The following is a 21,310-nucleotide window of genomic DNA, read 5'->3' as shown; positions in this document are numbered from 1 at the left end:
CTGATGACCTGGCACCTTCCGCTCGTCCCCGCGGGCGAGCCCGGTGCCGACCTCACCGCCGGGCAGGACGGTGCGACGATCCGTCGCTCCGTCCTGCCCGGCGGCGTCCGTGTGCTCACCGAACAGATGCCGGGCCTGCGCTCGGCGACGGTGGGTGCGTGGGTCGGGGTCGGCTCCCGGGACGAGTCCGACGGCCACTTCGGCTCCACGCACTTCCTCGAGCACCTGCTGTTCAAGGGGACCGCCCGCCGCTCGGCGATGGACATCGCCGAGGCGTTCGACGCCGTCGGCGGTGAGGCCAACGCGGCCACGGGCAAAGAGCACACCTGCTACTACGCTCGCGTGCTGGACGCCGACCTGCCGATGGCGGTCGACGTCATCGCGGACATGGTCACCTCGGCGCGGCTGGACGCCGACGAGCTCGAGACCGAGCGCGGCGTGATCCTCGAAGAGCTCGCCATGAACGACGACGACCCCGGCGACGTCGTGCACGAGGAGTTCGCGGCGGCCGTCCTGGGCGCCCACCCCCTCGGCCGCCCCATCGGCGGCACCCCCGACACCATCCGTGCCGTGCCGCGGGACGCGGTGGCCGAGCACTACCGCTGGCACTACCGGCCCGAGACCCTCGTGGTCTCCGCGGCGGGCGGCGTCGACCACGACACGCTCGTCGCCCAGGTCACCGACGCGCTGTCCGCCGGCGGCTGGGACCTCGACCCGGCCCGGGCACCACGGGACCGGCGCGCGGTCGCGCCCGAGACCTCCGGCGTCCCGACCGAGGGGGTCGCCCTGACGGTGCGGCGCCAGGTCGAGCAGGCGAACGTCGTCGTGGGGTCCACCGGCCTCGCGGCCACGGACGAGCGCCGGTTCGCCCTGTCGGTCCTCAACGCGGTGCTCGGGGGCGGCATGTCGTCGCGCCTCTTCCAGGAGATCCGCGAGCGCCGGGGACTGGCGTACGCCACCTACTCGTTCGCCTCCGGCCACGGCGGGCTGGGCACGTTCGGCCTGTACGCCGGCTGCTCGCCCGCGAACGTCGACGAGGTCACCGACCTCATGGTCGCGGAGCTCGAGCGGCTCGCCCAGGACGGCATGACCGCCGCCGAGCTGACCCGCAGCATCGGCCAGCTCTCGGGCGGCCTGGTGCTCGGCATGGAGGACTCCGGCTCGCGCATGAGCCGGCTCGGCAAGGCCGAGCTCGTCTACGGTGAGCTGCTGAGCCTCGAGGAGTCGTTGGAGCGGGTCCGCGCGGTGACCGTCGCCGACGTGCGTGACCTCGCCGCCGACCTCGCGTCCCGGCCCCGGTCGGTCGTGCGCGTGGGACCGTTCGGAGACTGAGGAGAACCATGACCCATCCCCTTCGCGTCGCGGTCCTGGGGGCCACCGGCCGTATGGGCGCGCAGACCTGTGCCGCGCTCGAGGCGGCGGACGGGCTCGAGCTCGTCGCCCGTGTCGGCCGCGGCGAGGACGTGGGCGCCGCCGTGCGGGCGGCCCGTGCCGACGTCGCCGTGGACTTCACCGTCCCGGCGGCGACCGAGGCCAACGTGCACGCCGTGCTGGACGCCGGCGCGCACGCCGTGGTCGGCACCACCGGCTGGGACGACGACTCGCGACGTCGCGTCGCGGAGCACCTGGGCCGCCTGAACGCGGCGCGCGGGGTGGCCGAGCCGGATCTCGGCGTCCTCATCGCGCCCAACTTCGGCCTGTCGGCGGTGCTGGCGATGACGTTCGCGGCCAGGGCCGCGCGCTATTTCGAGTCCGCGGAGGTCGTGGAGCTGCACCACCCTGACAAGGTGGACGCGCCCTCGGGGACGGCGCGGCACACGGCAGCGGCGATCGCCCGTGCACGGGCCGAGGCGGGTCTGGGCCCGATGCCGGACGCCACCGAGGCGGGGATCGAGGCGCGCGGCGCCGACGTCGACGGGGTGCGCGTGCACGCCGTCCGGCTGCGCGGGCTGGTGGCCCACGAGGAGATCCTCTTCGGCAACGTCGGGGAGCAGCTCGTGATCCGGCAGGACTCGTTCGACCGCGTGTCGTTCATGCCGGGGGTGCTGCTCGCCGTGCGCGAGGTGGGCTCCCGGCCGGGCCTGACGGTCGGCCTCGAGAACGTGCTGGACCTGTCGTGAGCGGCCCGCCGCGCCGGCGCCTGCCGCGTGGTCTTGCCGGGGCCGTCGCCGTGACGGCGCTGCTCGCGCTGTACGTCTACCAGATCGCTGGCCGCGGGGTCGCGATGCTGCGCGAGGGCAGCCCGCTGCTGGTCGGGATCGGCCTGGGGGTGCTGGTCATCCCGCTGCTGGTGATCGGTCTCGTCGCGGTCGAGTTCCGGCTGGCCGCCCGTGTCCAGCGGATGGCGGACGCGCTCGCCGCGGCGGGCGAGCTGCCGGTCGACGACCTGCCGCGCTCGCCGGGCGGTCGTATCGACCGCGCCGCGGCCGACGCGGCGTTCGAAGCCCGGCGCGCCGAGCTGGACGGGTCGCCGCAGAGCTGGCAGGCGTGGTACCACCTGGCGTTCGCCTACGACGCCGCGGGGGACCGCAAGCGCGCCCGTGCGGCCCTGCGCAAGGCGTCGGCGCTGTTCACCCCGCCGGTCGCGAACTGAGCCGCCTGCGCGGTGCCGGTCAGTGGCCGGCGCCGCGCGGGAAGGCGCCGCGCGCCAGCAGCACGGCCAGCAGGGCGACGGCCACGATCCCGGCGCCCGTGAGGGCGAGCGGTGCGGGCCCGAGGTCTGCGACCACGAGCGAACCGACCGCGGCGCCGACGCCGATCCCGAAGTTGGACGTGGCGTTGACGAAGGCGCCCGCGACGTCGGACGTGGCCCCCTGGGTGCGCAGCGCCGCGGCCTGGAACGTGGCGGGGACGGCGCCGAAGGCGGCGAGCCAGACGCCGGCTGCGACCACCACCCCGGCGATCGACGGCAGCGCCAGCGCGACACCCACGAGTCCCGCGACGATCACGGCCATGGTGGCGAGGGTCAGCCCGCGGGGCGAGCGGTCGAGGTAGCGCCCGGCGGCCCACAGCCCGACCAGCCCGAGCGCGCCGAACACGAGCAGCGCCGGACCGACGGCTCCCTCGGACAGCCCGGTGGCCAGGAGCAGCACGGAGATGTACGTGTACACGGTGTACTGGCCGCAGAACATCACGGTGTTGGTCCCCACCACGACGGCGAGCCGTGCCCGGCCGTCGCGGGCGGACGCCCGGTCCCGGGCCGGGGCGGCCTCCACCCGGACGGCGGGCAGCAGCCTGGCCACCAGGACGGCGGTGAGCGCGCACACCGCGGCCACGGCCGCGAACGACCAGCGCCAGCCCACGGCGGCGCCGAGCGAGGTGGACAGCGGCACCCCGAGGACGAACCCGAGCGTGCCGCCGGCGGTGACGAGGGTGAGCGCGCGACCGGTGTACAGCGGGCTGACCAGGCGCGCCGCGTAGGCGATCGACACCGAGAAGAAGATCGCGTGGCCGAGCCCGCCGAGCACCCGTGCGGCCGCCACGAGCGCGAACGACGGCGCGAGGGCCACCGCGAGGTTGCTCAGCACGTAGGTGACCAGCGTGGCCAGCAGCAGGGGCTTGCGCGGCAGCGTGCGCGTGGCGATCGTCAGCGGCACCGCGCAGGCGGCGACGACGAACGCGTAGACGGTGACCAGGAGCCCGGCCGTGGACTCGGTGACGCCGACGCCCCGCGCGACCTGCGGAAGGAGCCCGACCGGCAGCACCTCCGTCGTGATCGCGACGAAGTTCGCGACGCCCAGGACGACGATCCCGGCGGCGGCGTCCCGCACGGTGCGAGCAGCGTCAGGGGCGGGGCGGGGGGAGCGGGGCACTGCCTCATCCTCGCACCCGGGGCTCAGCCGGCGGCGTTGGCGGCCTGGACGAGCTGCGCCAGCGTCCGGCGGTCGAACCCGGCCAGGCCGAGGTCGGCGATGACCACCAGCGGCATGTCCGCCGCCATGGCGAGCGCGACGGGGTCGGCCGACACGCCGTCCACCGCGGGCTGCAGCAGAGGGCCGGCCACCGGATGGGCCAGCGCTTCCGCGAGGGTGGACAGCTCGTGCAGCGGCAGCGTGACGTCCTCGCCGGCGACGTCGACGACCACGGCGGCCCGCACGTCCCGCGAGGAGGAGCCCACCTCGACGACGAACTCGCCGCCCTCGACGACCCAGCGGCGCAGCACGGGGTGCCAGTAGGACAGGTCGCGGGCGTCGAGGTCGAGCGTGACGACCTGCGAGGCTCCCGGCGCGAGCTCGACCCGCGTGAACGCCTTGAGCTCGCGGACGGGACGCTGCACCTGGGAGTCGGGGTCGCCGACGTAGACCTGCACGACCTCCGCGCCCGCGCGGGCGCCGGTGTTGGTGACGCGGGCCTGCACCCGGACGGTCGCCTCCGCCCCGGAGCCCGTGACGCGGGACAGGACCCGAGCCCGGACGGTCGCGTCCGCCCCGGAGCCCGTGACGCGGGACAGGACCCGAGCCCGGACGTCGTCGTAGGCGAACGAGGTGTACGACAGGCCGTGCCCGAACGGGTAGGCGACGTCCGTCCGTCGCGCGTCGTACCAGCGGTAGCCGACCAGCACGCCCTCGCCGTAGCGGACCCGGCCGAGCTCGCCCGGGAAGTTCCCGTACGAAGGGTTGTCCTCCAGCCGCAGGGGGATGGTCTCGGGGAGCCGGCCGGACGGCTCGACGGCGCCCGTGAGCACGTCGGCGACGCCGGACCCGCCGGCCTGGCCGCCGAGCCAGCCCAGGACGAGGGCGGGGATCTCGTCCTGCCACCCGGAGACGGAGATCACGGACCCGCCCGCCAGCACGACGACCACGCGAGGGTTCGCGGCGGCGACGGCACGCAGCAGCGCGACCTGGTCGGCGGGCAGGTCCAGGTGCTCGCGGTCGTAGCCCTCCGCCTCGTCGGCGGCGGGCAGGCCGAGGAAGACGACGACGGTGCGTGCGGCGCTCGCGACGTCGACGGCCTCGGCGACGAGCGCGTCCGGTGTGCGCTCGTCCGCGGGCCCCTCGGCGACGGTGTAGCCCGGCGCGAACGGGAGGTCGGCACCCGCCGCGTCCCGCAGGGCCGTGAGCGCGTCGTCGAGGCGGGTCGGGGTGACCTGCGAGGAGCCGGCGCCCTGGTAGCGCGGCGTGCGGGCGAGCTCCCCGACGACGGCCAGGCGGTCGCCGGCGGCCAGGGGCAGCAGCGGCGCGGCGACGGCCTGGTCGTCGGCGGCGAGCACCGGGTCGTTCTTCAGCAGGACCACGCCGGCCGCGGCCGCCACCCGTGCGAGGGCGTGGTGGGCGCCCACGTCGAACGTCCCGGGGGCGCCGAGCGCCGGCACCGACCGCTCCACCAGGCGAAGCACCCGGCGCGCGGCCCTGTCGACGACGGCCTCGTCGAGCGCGCCGCCGGTGACCGCCGCGACGACCTCGGCGGCGGTGCGGCCGCCCGTCGCTGGCATCTCCAGGTCCAGGCCCGCCGCGAGCGCGGCGACCCGGTCGCGCACCGCACCCCAGTCGGAGACCACCAGGCCGTCGAAGCCCCACTCGTCCCGCAGCACCTCGGTGAGCAGCCACGGGTCCTGGCCGGTGTAGGTGCCGTTGATCCTGTTGTACGAGCACATGACGGTCCACGGCCGCGCCCGGGTGACGACACGCTCGAACGCCGGCAGGTAGATCTCGCGCAGCGTGCGCTCGTCCACCTCGGCGGACACGCGCATGCGGTCCGACTCCTGGTTGTTCGCGGCGAGGTGCTTCAGCGCGGCGCCCACGCCCTGGGACTGGATCCCCTCGACGAGCGCGACGGCGAGCTCGCCGCTGAGCACGGGGTCCTCCGAGAAATACTCGAAGTTGCGGCCGCACAGCGGTGACCGCTTGATGTTCACGCCCGGCCCCAGCAGGACGGCGACCTCGTTCGCCCGGGCCTCGCGCCCGAGCGCCTCGCCGACCCGGCCGACGAGATCGCGGTCCCAGGAGGACGCGAGCGCCGCCGCGGTGGGGAAGCAGGTGGCCGGGACGGCCCCCGCGAGCCCGAGGTGGTCGCCCTCGATGACGTGCTTGCGCACGCCGTGGGGACCGTCGGCGACCGCCACGCCGGGCACCCACGTCTCGCCGTCGCGCTCGACGGGCTGGGTCGTCCAGACGCCCGCCCCGGACAGCAGCGAGGCCTTCTCGGCGAGGGTGAGCCGGGCGAGCAGGTGCTCGACGTCGAGGGTCCGGGAAGCGTTCTGGTCCAGGGTCACGGTCTGCTCCCTCGCAGGTCGGCGGGCACGGCGTCGTGCGTGGGCCGCAGCCTAGCGAGGGAGCTCGCTTGACGGTCCGCGCAGGGGCGGCCATGGGCCGGGCGAGGCCGGGCGAGGCCGAGCGGGCCCGGGCGGAGCAGGGCGGTGCGCGGTCGCGGGCGCCTCAGATCTCGGCGGACCAGCGTCGCTCGACGACGTCGCGCACCCCCGTGGCGAGGACGCGCTCCATGCCGTCCGGGCCGAGGCCCGCGGCGTCGAGGAACCGCTCGCGGGCGGTGTCGTCGTCGAGCACCCAGGTGACGACGCGGTCGGCGCCGTCGGTGCGGAGCCGGTCGACGGCGGCGGCGAGGAGGCGCGACCCGTGCCCGCCGCGCTGGTGGTCGGGGTCGACCTCGAGCGCGAGGATCTGGCCCGGCCCGACGGCCGCGAAGCCGACCACGACCGGTCCGGCGAGCGCGACAAGCACGGCGAACCCCTGCGCGGGGGGAGCGGTGATCGCGCTGGCCCAGCGGTCGCGCATCGCGTCGACGTCGAGGGCGTCGACGACGCCGTCGCCGAGCGCGGTCTCGTGCGTCGCGCGCCACGCCGCGACCTGGACGGCGGTCATCGGGGTCTCGTCGCCGGGGACGGCGGGGCGGACGGAGACGTCGGCCGACTCGCGGAACAGTGCCATCCGGTCACCCTAGTGCCGTCGGGCGGGGCGCCCGGCCTGCGTCGTCAGCCCCACCCGAGGGCGCGCAGGCCCGCGGCCGTGGCTGCCGCGAGGACCACCACGAGGATGAACGGCGCCCTGAGTGCCAGGGCGACGGCGGCGACGGCCAGGGCGGGCACGCGCGCGTCGACGACGACGGCCTGACCCTCCGCGACGGTCTGCACCACGACCAGGGAGACCAGCAGCGCGACGGTGACGAGGGTCGACGTGCGCTGGACCCGGTCGGTGGCCAGCCAGTGCTGCGGCACGAGGTGGCCGGCGAGCTTGAGGCCGAAGCTCGCCAGGGACGCGACCAGCACGGTCACCCAGAGCAGGGCCGTGCTCACGCCGCCCCCTCCGGCAGCCGCGGTCGCGCGACGAGGCCGACGACGATCGCGGCGGCGGCGGCACCCAGGACGGGGATGCCTGCCGGGGTCACGGGGACGAGCGCGAGCGAGACGACGACCGCGATCCCGGCGACGACCTGCGCCCGGCGGGCGGCGAGCCGGGGCCACACGAGCGCGAGGAACGCCGCGCCTGCCGCGGCGTCGAGCCCCCACGCGCGCGGGTCGCCCAGGGCGTCGCCCGCGAGCGCCCCCGCGAGGGTGAAGGCGTTCCACAGCACGAAGACCCCGATGCCCGTCGCCCAGAAACCGGCGCGGACGGCGGCCGGCTCCCGCTGACCCACGGCCACCGCCGTCGACTCGTCGATGGTGACCTGCGCCGCGGCGAGCCGGCGCCAGCCGCCCAGGTCGAGGAGAGGTGCGACGACGGCGCCGTAGAGCATGTTGCGCACCCCGAGCAGCGTCGAGGTCGCCACCGCGGCCAGGGGAGACCCCCCGGCCGCGACCACGCCGATGAGCGCGAACTGCGAGCCGCCGGAGAAGAGCAGGAGGCTGAGCGCCATGGTCTGGGCCACGCTCACGCCGGCGACGACCGACAGCGCACCGAACGAGATCCCGTACAGCCCGGTCGCCACGGCGACGGAGACCCCCTGGCGCACGGCGGACCGCACCGCCGGGTCCTGTCGTCGTTCCGCTGTCACGTGCGCCAGGAAACCACAGCACCCCGCCCTCAGGGGCCGGCGTCCCGACCCTCAGAGCGCCACGTACACCGTCTCGAGGTACTCCTCGAGCCCCGCCTCGCCGCCCTCGCGGCCCAGCCCCGACTGCTTGAGCCCGCCGAACGGCGCGCTCGCGTCGGAGACCATGCCCCGGTTGATCCCGATCATGCCGGCCTCGAGGTCGTCGGTCACCCGCATGGCGCGGTCGAGCGAGCGCGTGTAGGCGTAGGCGGCCAGGCCGTACTCGGTGTCGTTCGCCAGGGCGATCGCCTCGTCGTCGTCGGCGAAGGCGACCACGGGGGCGACGGGGCCGAAGATCTCCTCGCGCACGACCCGGGCGTCCGCGCCCACGCCGGACAGCACGGTCGGCAGGAAGAACGACCCCGCCCCCTCGGGCCGCTCGCCCCCGGTGAGCACCTGGGCGCCGTGGTCGCTCGCGTCGTCCACGAGCTCGGCGACCTTGCGCACCGCGTCGGCGTCGATGAGCGGGCCGACGTCGACCCCCTCGGCCGTACCGGGGCCCACGCGGAGCGACTCGAAGCGGGCGGCGAGACGCTGGGCGAACTCGCGGGCCAGCGAGTCGTGCACCAGGAAGCGGTTGGCCGCCACGCACGACTGGCCGCCGTTGCGCAGCTTGGCGACGGTGGCGCCGTCGACGGCGGCGTCGAGGTCGGCGTCGGAGAACACGACGAACGGCGCGTTGCCGCCCAGCTCCATCGAGCAGTTCAGCACCTGCCCGGCCGCCTGCCCCAGCAGGGTGCGGCCCACGGCGGTGGACCCCGTGAACGACAGCTTGCGCAGCCGGTCGTCGTCGAGGAGCGGGGACACGAGGTCGCTCGAGCTCGCCGTCGGCACCACGTTCACGACGCCGGCCGGCAGGCCGCGCTCGGCCAGCTCGGAGCGGATCACCTCCGCCACCAGCATCGTCGTCAGCGGGGTGGCGTGCGCCGGCTTGATCACCACGGGGCAGCCCGCGGCCAGGGCCGGGGCGATCTTGCGCGTCGCCATCGCGATGGGGAAGTTCCAGGGGGTGACGAGCAGGGCCGGGCCGACCGGGCGACGGTGCACGAGCTGGCGGTTGGCGCCGGAGGGCGACCGGCGCACCAGGCCGTCGGCGCGCACGGCCTGCTCGGCGTACCAGCGCAGGAAGTCCGCGCCGTAGGCGACCTCGGCGCGCGCCTCGGCCAGCGGCTTGCCGCACTCGGCGGTGATGAGGGAGGCGAAGGCGTCCGCGCGGGCGACGACCCGCGCGTACACCGCGCGCAGCAGCTCGGAGCGCTCGCGCGGGGCGACGGCGCGCCAGGCCGCGGCGGCATCGTCCGCGGCGGCGAGCGCCCGGCGGCCGTCCTGCGGGGAGGCGTCGGCGATGTCGAACAGGACCTCGTCGGTGGCCGGGTCGCGGACCTCGAACGTGCGTCCGCCCGTGGCCGGGCCCCACTGCCCGTCCACCAGCATCCCCGTGGGGAGGTGGGCGACCAGCGCGGGCGACAACGAGGCAGCGGCCATGGCACCGAGTATGCACAGCAACCCGCCTGCTCGACACGCGGTGGCGGGCGACCCGGCGGGTGAGACCGCCAGCCGAGAGGGGAGCGCCCGTGGATGCCGGTGGCCGGTACGGTTGACCCATGACGCTCGCCCCGACCCCCGCGCGCCCGTTCGGCGCCGTCCTGACCGCCATGGTCACCCCCATGCGGACGACGGGGGAGGTGGACCTCGACTCCGCGGCCCGCCTCGCGAAGCGCCTGGTCGACGACGGCAACGACGGCCTCGTGCTGTCGGGGACGACGGGCGAGTCGCCGGTCACCCACGCGCCGGAGAAGGCGGAGCTCGTGGCGGCCGTCGTCGACGCCGTCGGCGACCGCGCCTTCGTGGTCGCCGGGGCATGCTCGAACGACACCGCGCACGCCGTCCGGATGGCGGAGCAGGCGGCCGAGGCGGGCGCGCACGGGCTGCTCGTCGTCTCCCCGTACTACTCGCGGCCGACACCGGAGGGCCTGTACCGGCACTTCGCGACGGTGGCCGACTCGACGGACCTGCCCGTCATGCTCTACGACATCCCCGGCCGTGCCGGCGTGCGCATCTCCCCGGCGACGTACGAGCGGATCGCCGCGCACCCGCGGGTCGTGGCCACCAAGGACGCGACCGGGGACGTCGCCGCCGCCGCGGGGCTGCGCCAGGCGACGGGTCTCGCCTGGTACTCGGGCGACGACAGCCTGCTGCTGCCGTTCCTGTCGCACGGCGCTGCGGGTATCGTCTCGGTGTCCGCCCACCTCGTGGGTGCCCGGTTCGCCGAGGTGGTCCGCCGCTTCGACGCGGGCGACCACGCCGGCGCGCTCGACGTCTTCCGCACGACGTTGCCCGTCATCGAGGCGATGAACGGCGGCGGCGCCCAGGCGGTCATGGTCAAGGCGGCGCTCGAGCTGGTCGGAGTCCTCGACAACCGCGAGCTGCGCCTGCCGAACGTCGCGGCGACGGACGCCGACGTCGCCGAGGTCCGCGCCGCGCTCGACGCGGCCGACATTCTTCCGGGCGTCCTGGAGGACGCCACCACACTTCTGTAAGACACCACAGGCCAGGAGGCCCCGTGAGCCACCCTCACCCCGAACTTCCCCTGCCCCCCGCCCTGCCGTCGAAGGGGCTGCGCATCGTCGCCCTCGGCGGCCTCGGCGAGGTCGGCCGCAACATGGCCGTCCTCGAGTACGAGGGCCGTCTGCTCATCATCGACTGCGGCGTCCTCTTCCCCGAGGACCACCAGCCCGGCGTGGACCTGATCCTGCCGGACTTCGAGTACATCGCCGACCGCCTCGACGACGTCGAGGCGATCGTGCTGACCCACGGTCACGAGGACCACATCGGCGCCGTGCCGTACCTGCTGCGGCTGCGCCGGGACATCCCGCTGGTCGGCTCGCGCCTGACGCTCGCGTTCGTCGAGGCCAAGCTCAAGGAGCACCGCATCAAGCCGGTGCTCCGCGTCGTGGCCGAGGGCCAGACCCAGAGGTTCGGCGTCTTCGACTGCGAGTTCGTCGCGGTGAACCACTCGATCCCGGACGCGCTGGCCGTGGCCGTCACCACGGGGGCCGGCACCGTCCTGCACACGGGTGACTTCAAGATGGACCAGCTGCCGCTCGACGGCCGCGTCACCGACCTGCGCGCCTTCGCGCGGCTGGGGGAGAAGGGCGTCGACCTGTTCATGGTCGACTCCACGAACGCGGAGGTCCCCGGGTTCGTCACCAACGAGGTCGAGATCGGCCCCGTCCTGGACACCGTCTTCGCCCAGGCGGAGAAGCGGATCATCGTCGCGTCGTTCTCCTCGCACGTGCACCGCGTGCAGCAGGTGCTCAACGCCGCCCACGCGCACGGCCGCAAGGTGGCGCTGGTGGGCCGCTCGATGGTGCGCAACATGGGCATCGCCGCCGAGCTCGGCTACCTCGACGTCCCGCCGGGCGTGCTCATCGAGCTCAAGGCCGCGGGCAGCCTGCCCGACGACCGCGTCGTCTACATGTCCACCGGTTCTCAGGGCGAGCCGATGGCGGCGCTGAGCCGCATGGCCAACGGCGACCACCGGGTCGCCGTCGGGCACGGTGACACCGTGATCCTCGCGTCGTCGCTCATCCCGGGCAACGAGAACTCGGTGTTCCGCGTCATCAACGGGCTCACGCGCCTCGGCGCGCGTGTCGTGCACTCGGGCAACGCCAAGGTGCACGTGTCCGGGCACGCCAGCGCCGGCGAGCTCCTGTACTGCTACAACGTGCTCAAGCCCAAGAACGTCATGCCCGTGCACGGCGAGGTGCGTCACCTCGTGGCCAACGCGGCGCTCGCCGTGCGCACCGGCGTGCCCGCCGACCGGGTCGTGCTGGCCGAGGACGGCGTGGTCATCGACCTCGTGGACGGCAAGGCGTCCGTCGTGGGTGCCGTCCCCTGCGGCTACGTCTTCGTCGACGGGTCGTCGGTCGGGGCCGTCACGGAGAACGAGCTCAAGGACCGCCGCACGCTGGCCGAGGAGGGCTTCGTCTCCGTCTTCGCCGTGGTGGACACCGCGACGGGGAAGGTGCTCGCCGGTCCGCAGATCCTCGCACGCGGCATGGCGGAGGACGCCGCCGTGTTCGAGGAGATCCAGCCGGACGTCGTCGCCGCCCTCGAGGAGGCCATCGCCGGCGGGGCGACGGACACCTACCAGCTCCAGCAGATCATGCGGCGCGTGATCGGCCAGTGGGTGAACCGTCGCCTGCGCCGTCGGCCGATGATCGTCCCCGTCGTCGTGGAGGCCTGAGCCGAAAGGCCTGTGGACAACTCCTGAGGGGCCTCGCCGCGCGTGGCTACGGTGTCGATCACCGTCCACCACCGCTGGGAGGCCCCTCGTGTCGTTCGCTCCGTCCTCGTCCCCGTCGTCGTCCGTTCCCGCGCGGTCCGCGCGGTCCGCGCGGCCGTCCCCGCGCCCGCCGGAGCGCCGGTCGCCCCCGGTGGTGCCCGGGCGCCTCGCCGCCGCGGTCGTGGTTCTGGCGGCCGTGTGGACGCTCGTGCAGGTGCTCCTCGCGGTCTGTGCGGGACTCGTCCCCGCGGACCGTCAGGGTCTCGTGACGGCGTCGGTCGCGACGTCCGCGTACGGCGTGGCCACGCTGGCGCTCACGGCGGTGCAGGTGGCCGCGTGGGTGGTGACCGGGATCTGGATCCAGCACTGCCAGCGGTTCGCGGGCGTGTGCGGGCTCGGCAGGCTCGCCGACCGGGGCGGACCGTGGGCGTGGTTCGCGTGGGTGCTGCCCGGGATCAGCTTCTGGTTCCCGTTCCAGATCGTCCGCGACCTGCTCCACCGGGTGCGCGGCCGGGCCCGCAGCCGCGCGCAGGCCGAGCTCGTCGGCTGGTGGTGGTGCTGCGTCGTCCTGATGGCCGTCGCCGGCAACCGGTCGCTGCTCGCGATGGCCGGCCTGCCGCGCCACGAGCAGGCGGTGATGCTCGGCCACGAGACCGCCCTGACGCTGCTCACGGGTCTCGCCGCGTGGCTCTGGATCGTCATCGTCCGCGCGGTCACGCGGTCCCAGCGCGAGCTGCTCGCCGTGCTGTCTGCACGGGCAGCCGCGTAGTCCTGGCCCGGCCCGGCCCGGCCCGGCCCGGCCGGGCCAGGCCAGGCCAGGGGTGGGGCACCCGCAGCCTGGAGGCGCTGGGGGAGCCGGTCTCGCTCGGCGGGCTCGTCCTGTGGTCCGCATCGTGCGCGAGGCGACCGCGGGCCGGCCGGGCACCCCGCCTGGCGACGCCTCTGACCCGGGCGCGGCCTCAGACGCCGAGCAGACCGGGGCCGACGGCGCCCGTGGCGGCGGCGTAGCGGGCGGCCCGCTCCGCCTCGTCGCCAGGCAGCATCCCGCCCAGCTCCAGCGACACGAGCCCGTGCACGAGGCCCCACAGGCCCACGGCGACGTGCTCGGAGCGGTCGTCAGTCCTGGTGGTCCTGTCGGCCTCGGCCTCGCCGTCGTCGCCGGCCAGCACGCGCGCGACGGCGGCGCGGAGCACCTCGAACGTGGGCTGCTCGACGACGGGCGGCGCACCCGTGTCCGGGGCGACCGCCCGGTGGAACATGACGCGGTAGAAGTGCGGGTCCTCCAGGGCGAACGCGCGGTAGGCGGCGCCGAGGGCACGCAGGTCCGCGAGCGGGTCCGGGGTGCGGGGTGCCGCGGCGAGGTGCGCGGCGAACCGCCGGAAGCCCTCGGCGCCGACCTCGGCCAGCAGGGCGTCGCGCGAGCCGAAGAGCGCGTACACCGCCGAGGCGCTGGTGCCGGCGGCCGCGGCCACCGAGCGCACGGTCGTGGTCTGCTCCCCGCCCGCGGTGACCGCCTCGGAGGTCACCTCGAGCAGGCGGGTGCGCAGGGCGTCGTCGTGGGTCCGCGGTCGTGCCATGCCGGGGAGCCTATTCGTCTTGACGGAACAATGCGAACGGTGTTCTATAACAGTGTTCCATCATGGTGCCCGTCGTCGGGCCGACCCGTGCGGAGGCTGTCATGCTCGAGCTCACCGATGCCGCCCGCGTGACCGCGGGCATCGTCCTCCTGACCATCGTGGGCATCGAGTCCGGCGGGTGGTTCCTGGTGAAGGTGGTCACCGGCAGCGCGCCCGCCACGGCCTTCCAGACGTCGTTCTTCCGCGCCGGTCACGCCCACGCGGGAGTGCTCGTCATCCTGGGGCTGGTCTGCCTCCTCCTCACCGAGGCCACCCAGCTGTCGGGCCTGTTCCGCTGGCTCGCCGCCACCGGCGTCCTCGTCGGCGCGATCCTCCTGCCCGCCGGGTTCTTCCTCTCCGCCGTGGGGGCCGGGCGCACGTCCCCGAACCGCGCCGTCGTGCTGCTCCCCGCCGGGGCAGTGGTGCTGGCCGCGGGTGTCGTCACCCTGGCCGTGGGGCTGCTCGCTGGTGGCTGAGCGGTCAACACGCGCCCGCGACCTGCGGCGTCATGGACCGGGGTCCGGGTACCGTGAGATCATCATGGCCACCCGGACACCAGCCCGGAAGATCACCGGGACCCCGCGTGGAGCGGCACGGACGGGACGCAGTGCGTCCGTGGCCGCCCCGACCAGACGTGCGCCCGCGCGCAGCTCGACCTCCCGCGCCACGTCGTCGCGCACCAAGGGCGCGTCGTCGGCGCGGACGCAGGGTCGGAACCGCCGCGGGGCGCCCGCGCGTCGACCGGCGAGGCAGGAACCGTCCTGGCCGGTGCGCGCCGTCCGCGGCGTCTACCTCGGCGTCGCCCACGGACTGGGCGCCGTGATCCGCAGCATCACCAAGGGAGCAAGAGACCTGGAACCCGAGCACCGTCGAGACGGCGTCGCCTTCTTCCTCATCGCGCTCGCGATGGTCGTGGCCGCGCGTGAGTGGTGGGGCCTGCCCGGAGCCTTCGGCACGGCCGTGCACGCCGTCGTCGCCGGGACGGTCGGGCTGGCGGGGGTCGCCGTGCCCGTGCTGCTGATCTGGCTCGGCGTGCGCGTCATGCGTCACCCCGAGCGCGCCCAGGCGAACTCCCGCGTGGCCATCGGGCTGACGTTCCTGGTGGTCGCCGTGTGCGCCCTGGTCGCGATCTCCGAGGACAACCCCTCGCCCAGCGACGGCTTCGCCGGTATCCAGGACGCCGGCGGCATCATCGGCTACCTCACCGCGACACCCGTGACCACCGGCGTCACCGAGTGGGTCGCCGTGCCGCTGTTCCTGCTGCTCGGGTTCTTCGGGCTGCTCGTCGTCACGGCGACCCCCGTCCACCGCATCCCGGAGCGGCTGCAGGGCCTCTACGACCGGCTCACCGGCAACCACGGGGAGGCCGCCGAGGTGGACGAGGACGGGCTCCCGCTCGCCGAGGGGGTCTCGCGCCACGACGGCAGCGAGCCCGCGCCGCGCACCAAGCGCGTACGCAAGACCAAGGCCCAGCGGGCAGCCGAGGCCGCCGAGGCGGCAGGCCTCGACGAGTACGCGGGGGACGAGGCCTTCGAGAAGGCCGCCGTCCTGGAGAAGGAGGCCGCCGCCGCCCGCAAGGGTGCCGCGGCCAAGGCCGACCGGTCGGCACCCACCCAGGTGGTCGCGGCCGGCGCGGTGCCCCCGCCGCCCGACGAGGCCAAGGCCAGGCCGGCCCCCGCCGGCGACCTGCCGCCCATGGGACGGGCCGAGCAGCCCATGCTCGACGGCGACACGGTCTACCTGCTGCCGAACGAGGAGTCGCTCGGCAAGGGCGCGCCCCACAAGACGCGCTCGGCGGCCAACGACCGGGTCGTGGAGTCCCTGACCAAGGTCTTCGAGGACTTCGGGGTGGACGCCCAGGTCACGGGCTTCACCCGCGGTCCCACGGTCACCCGCTACGAGGTCGAGGTGGGGGCGAAGACGAAGGTCGAGCGCATCACCTCGCTGTCCAACAACATCGCGTACGCGGTCGCGAGCGCGGACGTCCGGATCCTGTCGCCGATCCCCGGCAAGTCCGCGATCGGCATCGAGATCCCCAACTCGGACCGCGAGACCGTGGTGCTCGGCGACGTCCTGCGCTCGTCGGCCGCCCGCCGCACCGAGCACCCGATGGTCATGGGCGTCGGCAAGGACGTGGAGGGCGGCTACGTCGTCGCCAACCTCGCGAAGATGCCGCACATCCTCGTCGCCGGTGCCACGGGCGCGGGCAAGTCGAGCTTCATCAACTCGCTGATCACCTCGATCCTCATGCGGGCGACGCCGGAGCAGGTGCGGCTCGTCCTGGTGGACCCGAAGCGCGTCGAGCTCACCATCTACGAGGGCATCCCGCACCTCATCACGCCGATCATCACGAGCCCGAAGAAGGCCGCGGAGGCGCTCGACTGGGTCGTGCGCGAGATGGACGCGCGCTACGACGACCTCGCGGCCTTCGGGTACAAGCACATCGACGACTTCAACGCGGCCGTCCGCTCGGGCAAGGTCACGCCGCTGCCCGGGTCCGAGCGCAAGATCGCGCCCTACCCGTACCTGCTGGTCGTGGTCGACGAGCTCGCCGACCTCATGATGGTCGCCCCGCGTGACGTCGAGGCCTCGATCCAGCGCATCACGCAGCTCGCGCGCGCCGCCGGCATCCACCTCGTGCTCGCCACGCAGCGCCCGTCCGTCGACGTCGTCACCGGTCTCATCAAGGCCAACGTCCCGTCGCGGCTCGCGTTCGCGACGTCGTCGCTCGCGGACTCGCGGGTCGTGCTCGACCAGCCCGGTGCGGAGAAGCTCATCGGGCAGGGCGACGCGCTCTTCCTGCCGATGGGCGCCGCGAAGCCCATGCGCGTGCAGGGCGCCTGGGTGACCGAGTCCGAGGTGCACTCCGTCGTCGAGCACGTCAAGCAGCAGCTCAAGCCGGTGTACCGCGAGGACGTCACCGCGCCCGCCGCCGCCAAGAAGCAGGTGGACGAGGACATCGGCGACGACCTCGACCTGCTGCTGCAGGCCGCCGAGCTCGTCGTGACCACGCAGTTCGGGTCCACCTCCATGCTGCAGCGCAAGCTGCGGGTCGGCTTCGCGAAGGCGGGCCGGCTCATGGACCTGCTGGAGTCGCGCGAGATCGTGGGACCGTCCGAGGGCTCGAAGGCGCGCGAGGTGCTCGTGGGCCCGGACGACCTGGCGTCCGCGCTCGCTCTGATCCGTGGCGAGACGTCGCAGGCGTACGACCAGGAGGCGGACGGCGCCGAGGCCACGGCCGCCCCGGACGACCGGTACTCCGACGGCACCGACGGGCACGCCCCGCCGGTGGCGGACGACTACCACGACGGCGCGGACACCGACCCGGAGAACGGCCGGCGCTGACCTTCGTGCGCTCAGCCGGTGCTGTCGGTGTCGCCGGTGCTGTCGGTGTCTCTCTCGGTGCTGCCGGAACCACCGGCGGAGTCCTGGCGGGGCAGGACCTCGGGCGCGGGGCCGGTCGGCTCGGCCGGTGACTTGCGCTGCTTCGCCGCGTGGCCGACGGCGTCGGCCACGCGCTGCTGGCGGGCCTCGAGGTCGTCCGCGGACAGGGTGGTGCTGCCGGTGTCGTCGAGGACGTCCGGCAGCGCGTGCACGCGGTGCCCCGCGGGGATGTCCACGGTCGTGCCGGTCCAGCGCAGGTCCGTGAGCACCGTCTCCTCCTCGGGCTCCTGGGTGAACGTGGCGGACAGCATCACCCCGTTGCTCGTCCGGACGTCGCAGCAGGCGGAGCTCTGGTTCGACAGGAGGTTGCCGAGCCCGTACGCCACCCACATGCCGTCGCCCTGAGGCCCGTCCCCGACCCTGTCGATCGACTGCGGGACGTGCGCGTGGTGCCCGATGACGAGGTCCACCTGCGTCGAGGCCGCGAGCTTCTCGACGACGTCGGTCTGCTGCTCGGTGAGGGTCTCGGTGTACTCGACCCCGGCATGCAGGCTGACGAGCACGACGTCGGCCCCGTCGTCGCGGGCGGCGCGCGCCTGCTCGACGAGCCGATCGGCGTCGATGAGGTCGACGGCCCAGGGCGCGTCGGCCGGCATCGGGAGGCCGTTGAGCCCGTACGTGGCGGACAGGTGCGCGACGGTGAGCTCACGCTCCGCCCGCTCGAGGACGTAGAGCTGCGGCTCGTCCCGCTCCTCGGCGCTCTCTGCCGTCCCGACGTATCCCATCCCCGCGTCGGCGAGGGCACGGATCGTGGCGCGCACCCCGTCGTACCCCCGGTCGACGGAGTGGTTCGACGCGGTGGAGCACCCGTCCCAGCCCTGCTCCGCCAGGTCGCCCACCAGCTCGGACGGTGCGGCGAAGAGCGGATAGCCGCTGGGCGCGCTCCCCTTGGGGGCGACGGGGACCTCCATGTGGCACAGGGCGAGGTCGGCGCCCTGCACCCACGGGTCGAGCGCGGCGAGGAGCGGGCCGAAGTCGATCGCCCCGTCGCCGTCGGTCGCCGAGCGCACCACGGGGTTGTGCGGGAGAAGGTCGCCCGCTGCGACCAGGGAGAATACCGCCGGCGACGGGGTGGGCGACGGGGACGGGCTCGGCGCCGGCGACGACGGGACCTCGGCGGCGGGCGTGGCGCCGGCACTGCCCGGCGCGTCCGGCTCGAGGACGGTGGACAGGGCGATCGTCGCCAGCGCGGCGGCGACGACGGAGGAGGCTCCGACGCCCAGGAGGAGCCGACGCCGCCCCCGTCGGCTCGAGTGGGGTCCGTCGTCGGACGCATGGCGGGGCACGTGAGGAGGATAGGAGACGAACGGCCGCTCGGCGCACCGCGTCCGGGGCGAGATCGCGCCCGCACCGGGTGAAACCTGGCCCCCGCTAGGGTGGTCCCGTGGTCACGCAAGAGCCTTCGCCCTGGAACATCGCCAACGCGGTGACCGTCCTGCGCATCCTCCTGGTGCCGGTCTTCGCCTGGGCGTTGCTCATGGACGGCGGGGAGTCGGTGACGTGGCGGCTGGTCGCCACGGGGATCTTCCTCCTCGCGGCGCTGAGCGACCGGGTCGACGGGCACCTGGCGCGGTCCCGCGGGCTGGTCACCGACGTGGGCAAGCTGCTCGACCCCATCGCCGACAAGGCGCTCGTCGGTGCCGCGCTGATCCTGCTCGCCTGGCCGCTCGGGGTGCTGCCGTGGTGGGTGCCGACGATCATCCTCGCCCGCGAGCTCGGCGTGACCGTGCTGCGCATGGTCGTGCTCCGGTACGCGGTGATGCCCGCGTCACGGGGCGGCAAGCTCAAGACGGTGCTGCAGATCATCGCGATCGCCCTGTTCCTGCTGCCGCTCGCGCACCTGCCGGTCTTCGTGGCGGTCCTCGCGTGGATCGTGCTCGTCGTGGCGATGGTCGTGACGGTCGTCACGGGCGTCGACTACGCCGTGCAGGGCTGGCGGCTGCGCGCCGAGGCCCGGCGCGGCACGGGCCCGACCGCGGCCGCGTGAGCGTGCCGGCATGAGCACGGCCGCGCTGGCCGGCGCCGTGCTGGCGGCGACGGGGGAGGCGGGCTGGTCCCTCGCGGCGGCGGAGTCGCTGACGGGCGGCCTCGTGGTGGCAGCGCTGGTCGAGGTGCCCGGTGCCTCCGCCGTGCTGCGCGGCGGCGTCGTCGCCTACGCCACCGACCTCAAGAGGACGCTGCTCGGGGTGGACGCCGGTCTCCTGGCGTCCCGGGGCGCCGTGGACCCGGAGGTCGCGGTGCAGATGGCGCGCGGGGCGTGTGCCGCGACGGGGGCCGACGTCGGTCTCGCCACCACCGGCGTCGCCGGCCCCGACGGTCAGGACGGGCACCCGCCCGGCGAGGTGTACGTCGCCGTCTGCACGCCGCACCAGGAGCGGTTCCGCCGGCTCGACCTGGCCGGGGACCGGGCGGAGGTCCGTGCGGGGGCCGTGCGCGGCGTGCTCGATCTCGCGGTCGAGCTGCTCGCCGTGCCCCGGCCCGCTGGGTGAAGGATGCGTGAGGACGGGTGACCGCCTCGTGACACCGGGAACAAGGGTCCGGTGCCGCGCGTTGCGGGAGGTGTGATCACTGACAGGGCACGAACCCGTATCGATGCTCGCCCCGCCCGGCAGGACAGGCCGCGGGCGCGATACGGTAGTGCCACCCCTGGGAGCAGGGGCAGGACAGGACGGGCGAGGATCCCGGTCACGGACGCCACCGCGCCGCGGCCGGACACGGAGAGGGGGCGCGAGATGATCGTACTGCGACGAGAGATCGGCGACGTGCTGCGCGACGCGCGGCAGCGTCAGGGGCGCACCCTGCGTGAGGTGTCGTCCGCGGCACGCGTCTCGCTCGGGTACCTCAGCGAGGTGGAGCGAGGGCAGAAGGAGGCGTCGTCCGAGCTGCTGGCCTCGATCTGCGAGGCGCTCGACGTGCCGATGTCGCTCGTGCTCCGCGAGGTGAGCGACCGTGTCGCGGTCGCCGAGGGTCTGCACATCCCCGACACGATCCCCGCGGACGTGTTCGCCGGCATGCTGAGCCGGGGCGAGGACGCCCGCGGCGTCGACCGGCAGCCGGACCTGGCACCGGTCGGCTGACCGAGCCACGAGGTTCACGACGGGGCGTCCCACCACGGGTGGGGCGCCCCGTCGTCGTACCGGGGCTCGCGGGCCGCGCCGGCCACCGGGCGGGCGTCAGCCAGGCGCGCGCTGGCAGGAGGGGCACCAGAAGATCGGCCGGTCGTACGGCGGCGCGTTGGCGGTGCCCACGGCGACGGGGGTGCGGCACCGGCGGCACGGGCGCCGCGCCCGCCCGTGGACGGCGGGCTCGGACGCCCGGAGGCCGCGGGCGCGCCCGAGCCGGACGCTGCGGTCCATGAGCCGGTGTGCCGTGGCCAGGAGCCGGTGCAGCCCGGCCTCGCCGAGCGCGGCCGTCGGGGTCCAGGGCCACTGACGGACCGCGAACAGCGACTCCGCCGTCCAGATGGTGCCGAGACCGGCGACGGGGCGTTGGTCGAGCAGCGACTCGCACACCGGCCGGTCGCCCTGGGCGAGCAGACGGTGCACGGCCGTACCGATGCCCGACGTCGGGAACCCGGGGTCGAGCACGTCCGGGCCGAGGTGCGCCAGGAGCTCGCCCTCCGCGGCCGTGGGCAGCAGGTCCAGCATGCCGAGGCTGCGCCCGACGCAGGTCCACCGTGCGGTGCCCAGCACGGCGCGCACGTCGTGGCCGCGCCACGACGAGCCGCCGGGCGCGGACCGGTACACCCGCCAGGTGCCCTCCATGCGGAGGTGGGTGTGCAGGGTCCGACCGTCGTCGAACCGCGTGAGCAGGTGCTTGCCGTAGGCGGCGCACGACGTCACGGTGGCGCCCACCAGGTGCGCCCCGGCCGCGCTCGGCCAGCGCAGCTCGGCGACGAGCAGGGGAGAGCCGCGCAGCGCGGCGTCGAGCCGCTCGGCGGTCAGGCGCAGCACGTCTCCCTCGGGCACCGGACCTC

20 protein-coding genes are annotated in these 21,310 nt (G+C 74.8%); 11 read left to right on the top strand and 9 right to left on the bottom strand.

Translation table 11 applies throughout. From position 1 onward, the window contains the following. Window positions 1-3 precede the first annotated feature (3 nt). Genes LEP48_RS07560 through LEP48_RS07550 form a run of 3 tightly spaced genes read left to right on the top strand, consistent with a single transcriptional unit; the run spans window position 4 to window position 2,593 of the window. Window positions 4-1,332 carry a M16 family metallopeptidase gene (locus LEP48_RS07560; RefSeq protein WP_225564981.1) on the top strand — a complete coding sequence of 443 codons (1,329 nt, stop codon included), beginning with the start codon at window positions 4-6 and terminating at the stop codon, window positions 1,330-1,332. Between the two features lie 8 nt (window positions 1,333-1,340). Then, on the top strand, window positions 1,341-2,120 hold the full coding sequence (gene dapB / locus LEP48_RS07555) for a 4-hydroxy-tetrahydrodipicolinate reductase (protein WP_225564980.1): 780 nt from the start codon (window positions 1,341-1,343) through the stop codon (window positions 2,118-2,120). After that, entirely contained in the window at window positions 2,117-2,593 is a 477-nt protein-coding gene (locus LEP48_RS07550) for a hypothetical protein (protein WP_225564979.1), read from the top strand. Before dapB ends, LEP48_RS07550 begins: the two co-directional genes overlap by 4 nt. Before the next feature lie 19 nt (window positions 2,594-2,612). Here LEP48_RS07550 and LEP48_RS07545 read toward each other — a convergent pair whose 3' ends face one another. From LEP48_RS07545 to LEP48_RS07520, 6 genes are all read right to left on the bottom strand, one after another. After that, window positions 2,613-3,812: an MFS transporter gene (locus tag LEP48_RS07545; RefSeq protein ID WP_225564978.1), complete on the bottom strand. Its 1,200-nt coding sequence runs from the start codon at window positions 3,810-3,812 to the stop codon at window positions 2,613-2,615. 23 nt (window positions 3,813-3,835) lie between these two features. Continuing rightward, window positions 3,836-6,211 (bottom strand): glycoside hydrolase family 3 C-terminal domain-containing protein, encoded by a 2,376-nt coding sequence (locus LEP48_RS07540; RefSeq protein WP_225564977.1) that lies wholly within the window; start codon window positions 6,209-6,211, stop codon window positions 3,836-3,838. A gap of 163 nt (window positions 6,212-6,374) precedes the next feature. Continuing rightward, a complete protein-coding gene (locus LEP48_RS07535; protein WP_225564976.1) occupies window positions 6,375-6,884 on the bottom strand; it encodes a GNAT family N-acetyltransferase in 510 nt (169 codons plus the stop codon). A gap of 44 nt (window positions 6,885-6,928) precedes the next feature. Then, window positions 6,929-7,249, bottom strand: coding sequence for an AzlD domain-containing protein (locus tag LEP48_RS07530; RefSeq protein ID WP_225564975.1), 321 nt, complete (start codon window positions 7,247-7,249; stop codon window positions 6,929-6,931). Continuing rightward, window positions 7,246-7,947 carry an AzlC family ABC transporter permease gene (locus LEP48_RS07525; protein WP_225564974.1) on the bottom strand — a complete coding sequence of 234 codons (702 nt, stop codon included), beginning with the start codon at window positions 7,945-7,947 and terminating at the stop codon, window positions 7,246-7,248. Before LEP48_RS07525 ends, LEP48_RS07530 begins: the two co-directional genes overlap by 4 nt. A gap of 51 nt (window positions 7,948-7,998) precedes the next feature. Further along, window positions 7,999-9,471, bottom strand: coding sequence for an NAD-dependent succinate-semialdehyde dehydrogenase (locus tag LEP48_RS07520; protein WP_225564973.1), 1,473 nt, complete (start codon window positions 9,469-9,471; stop codon window positions 7,999-8,001). 119 nt (window positions 9,472-9,590) lie between these two features. Here LEP48_RS07520 and dapA point away from each other — a divergent pair, with 119 nt between their 5' ends. The 3 genes from dapA (at window position 9,591) to LEP48_RS07505 (ending at window position 13,043) form a co-directional block, all read left to right on the top strand. After that, window positions 9,591-10,526 carry a 4-hydroxy-tetrahydrodipicolinate synthase gene (gene dapA / locus LEP48_RS07515; protein WP_225564972.1) on the top strand — a complete coding sequence of 312 codons (936 nt, stop codon included), beginning with the start codon at window positions 9,591-9,593 and terminating at the stop codon, window positions 10,524-10,526. A gap of 23 nt (window positions 10,527-10,549) precedes the next feature. Continuing rightward, on the top strand, window positions 10,550-12,235 hold the full coding sequence (locus LEP48_RS07510; RefSeq protein ID WP_225564971.1) for a ribonuclease J: 1,686 nt from the start codon (window positions 10,550-10,552) through the stop codon (window positions 12,233-12,235). A gap of 193 nt (window positions 12,236-12,428) precedes the next feature. After that, entirely contained in the window at window positions 12,429-13,043 is a 615-nt protein-coding gene (locus tag LEP48_RS07505; protein WP_225564970.1) for a DUF4328 domain-containing protein, read from the top strand. Window positions 13,044-13,233: 190 nt separating this feature from the next. Here LEP48_RS07505 and LEP48_RS07500 read toward each other — a convergent pair whose 3' ends face one another. Continuing rightward, window positions 13,234-13,851 (bottom strand): TetR-like C-terminal domain-containing protein, encoded by a 618-nt coding sequence (locus LEP48_RS07500; protein ID WP_225564969.1) that lies wholly within the window; start codon window positions 13,849-13,851, stop codon window positions 13,234-13,236. Window positions 13,852-13,913: 62 nt separating this feature from the next. Between LEP48_RS07500 and LEP48_RS07495 the strand changes: the two genes are divergently transcribed. Beyond that, the gene (locus LEP48_RS07495) at window positions 13,914-14,366 is read left to right on the top strand and encodes a hypothetical protein (protein WP_308009989.1); all 453 of its coding nucleotides are present in this window, start codon (window positions 13,914-13,916) and stop codon (window positions 14,364-14,366) included. 292 nt (window positions 14,367-14,658) lie between these two features. Beyond that, window positions 14,659-17,235 carry an FtsK/SpoIIIE family DNA translocase gene (locus tag LEP48_RS07490; protein ID WP_225564968.1) on the top strand — a complete coding sequence of 859 codons (2,577 nt, stop codon included), beginning with the start codon at window positions 14,659-14,661 and terminating at the stop codon, window positions 17,233-17,235. A gap of 11 nt (window positions 17,236-17,246) precedes the next feature. On the opposite strand, the gene LEP48_RS07485 is transcribed toward LEP48_RS07490, so the two are convergent. Beyond that, on the bottom strand, window positions 17,247-18,620 hold the full coding sequence (locus LEP48_RS07485) for a CapA family protein (protein WP_225564967.1): 1,374 nt from the start codon (window positions 18,618-18,620) through the stop codon (window positions 17,247-17,249). Between the two features lie 98 nt (window positions 18,621-18,718). On the opposite strand from LEP48_RS07485, the gene pgsA reads away from it, so the two are divergent. The 3 genes from pgsA (at window position 18,719) to LEP48_RS07470 (ending at window position 20,411) form a co-directional block, all read left to right on the top strand. Then, window positions 18,719-19,321, top strand: a complete 603-nt coding sequence (gene pgsA / locus LEP48_RS07480; RefSeq protein ID WP_225564966.1) for a CDP-diacylglycerol--glycerol-3-phosphate 3-phosphatidyltransferase — start codon at window positions 18,719-18,721, stop codon at window positions 19,319-19,321. Window positions 19,322-19,331: 10 nt separating this feature from the next. Then, a complete protein-coding gene (locus LEP48_RS07475; protein ID WP_225564965.1) occupies window positions 19,332-19,823 on the top strand; it encodes a CinA family protein in 492 nt (163 codons plus the stop codon). Between the two features lie 243 nt (window positions 19,824-20,066). Continuing rightward, window positions 20,067-20,411 (top strand): helix-turn-helix domain-containing protein, encoded by a 345-nt coding sequence (locus LEP48_RS07470; RefSeq protein WP_225564964.1) that lies wholly within the window; start codon window positions 20,067-20,069, stop codon window positions 20,409-20,411. Window positions 20,412-20,507: 96 nt separating this feature from the next. On the opposite strand, the gene LEP48_RS07465 is transcribed toward LEP48_RS07470, so the two are convergent. Next, on the bottom strand, window positions 20,508-21,302 hold the full coding sequence (locus tag LEP48_RS07465) for a DNA-formamidopyrimidine glycosylase family protein (RefSeq protein ID WP_225564963.1): 795 nt from the start codon (window positions 21,300-21,302) through the stop codon (window positions 20,508-20,510). Window positions 21,303-21,310 lie beyond the last annotated feature (8 nt).

This window comes from Isoptericola luteus (assembly GCF_020297055.1).
Taxonomy (GTDB): Bacteria; Actinomycetota; Actinomycetes; order Actinomycetales; family Cellulomonadaceae; genus Isoptericola; species Isoptericola luteus.
This window is presented reverse-complemented; position numbering and strand designations above follow the sequence as displayed.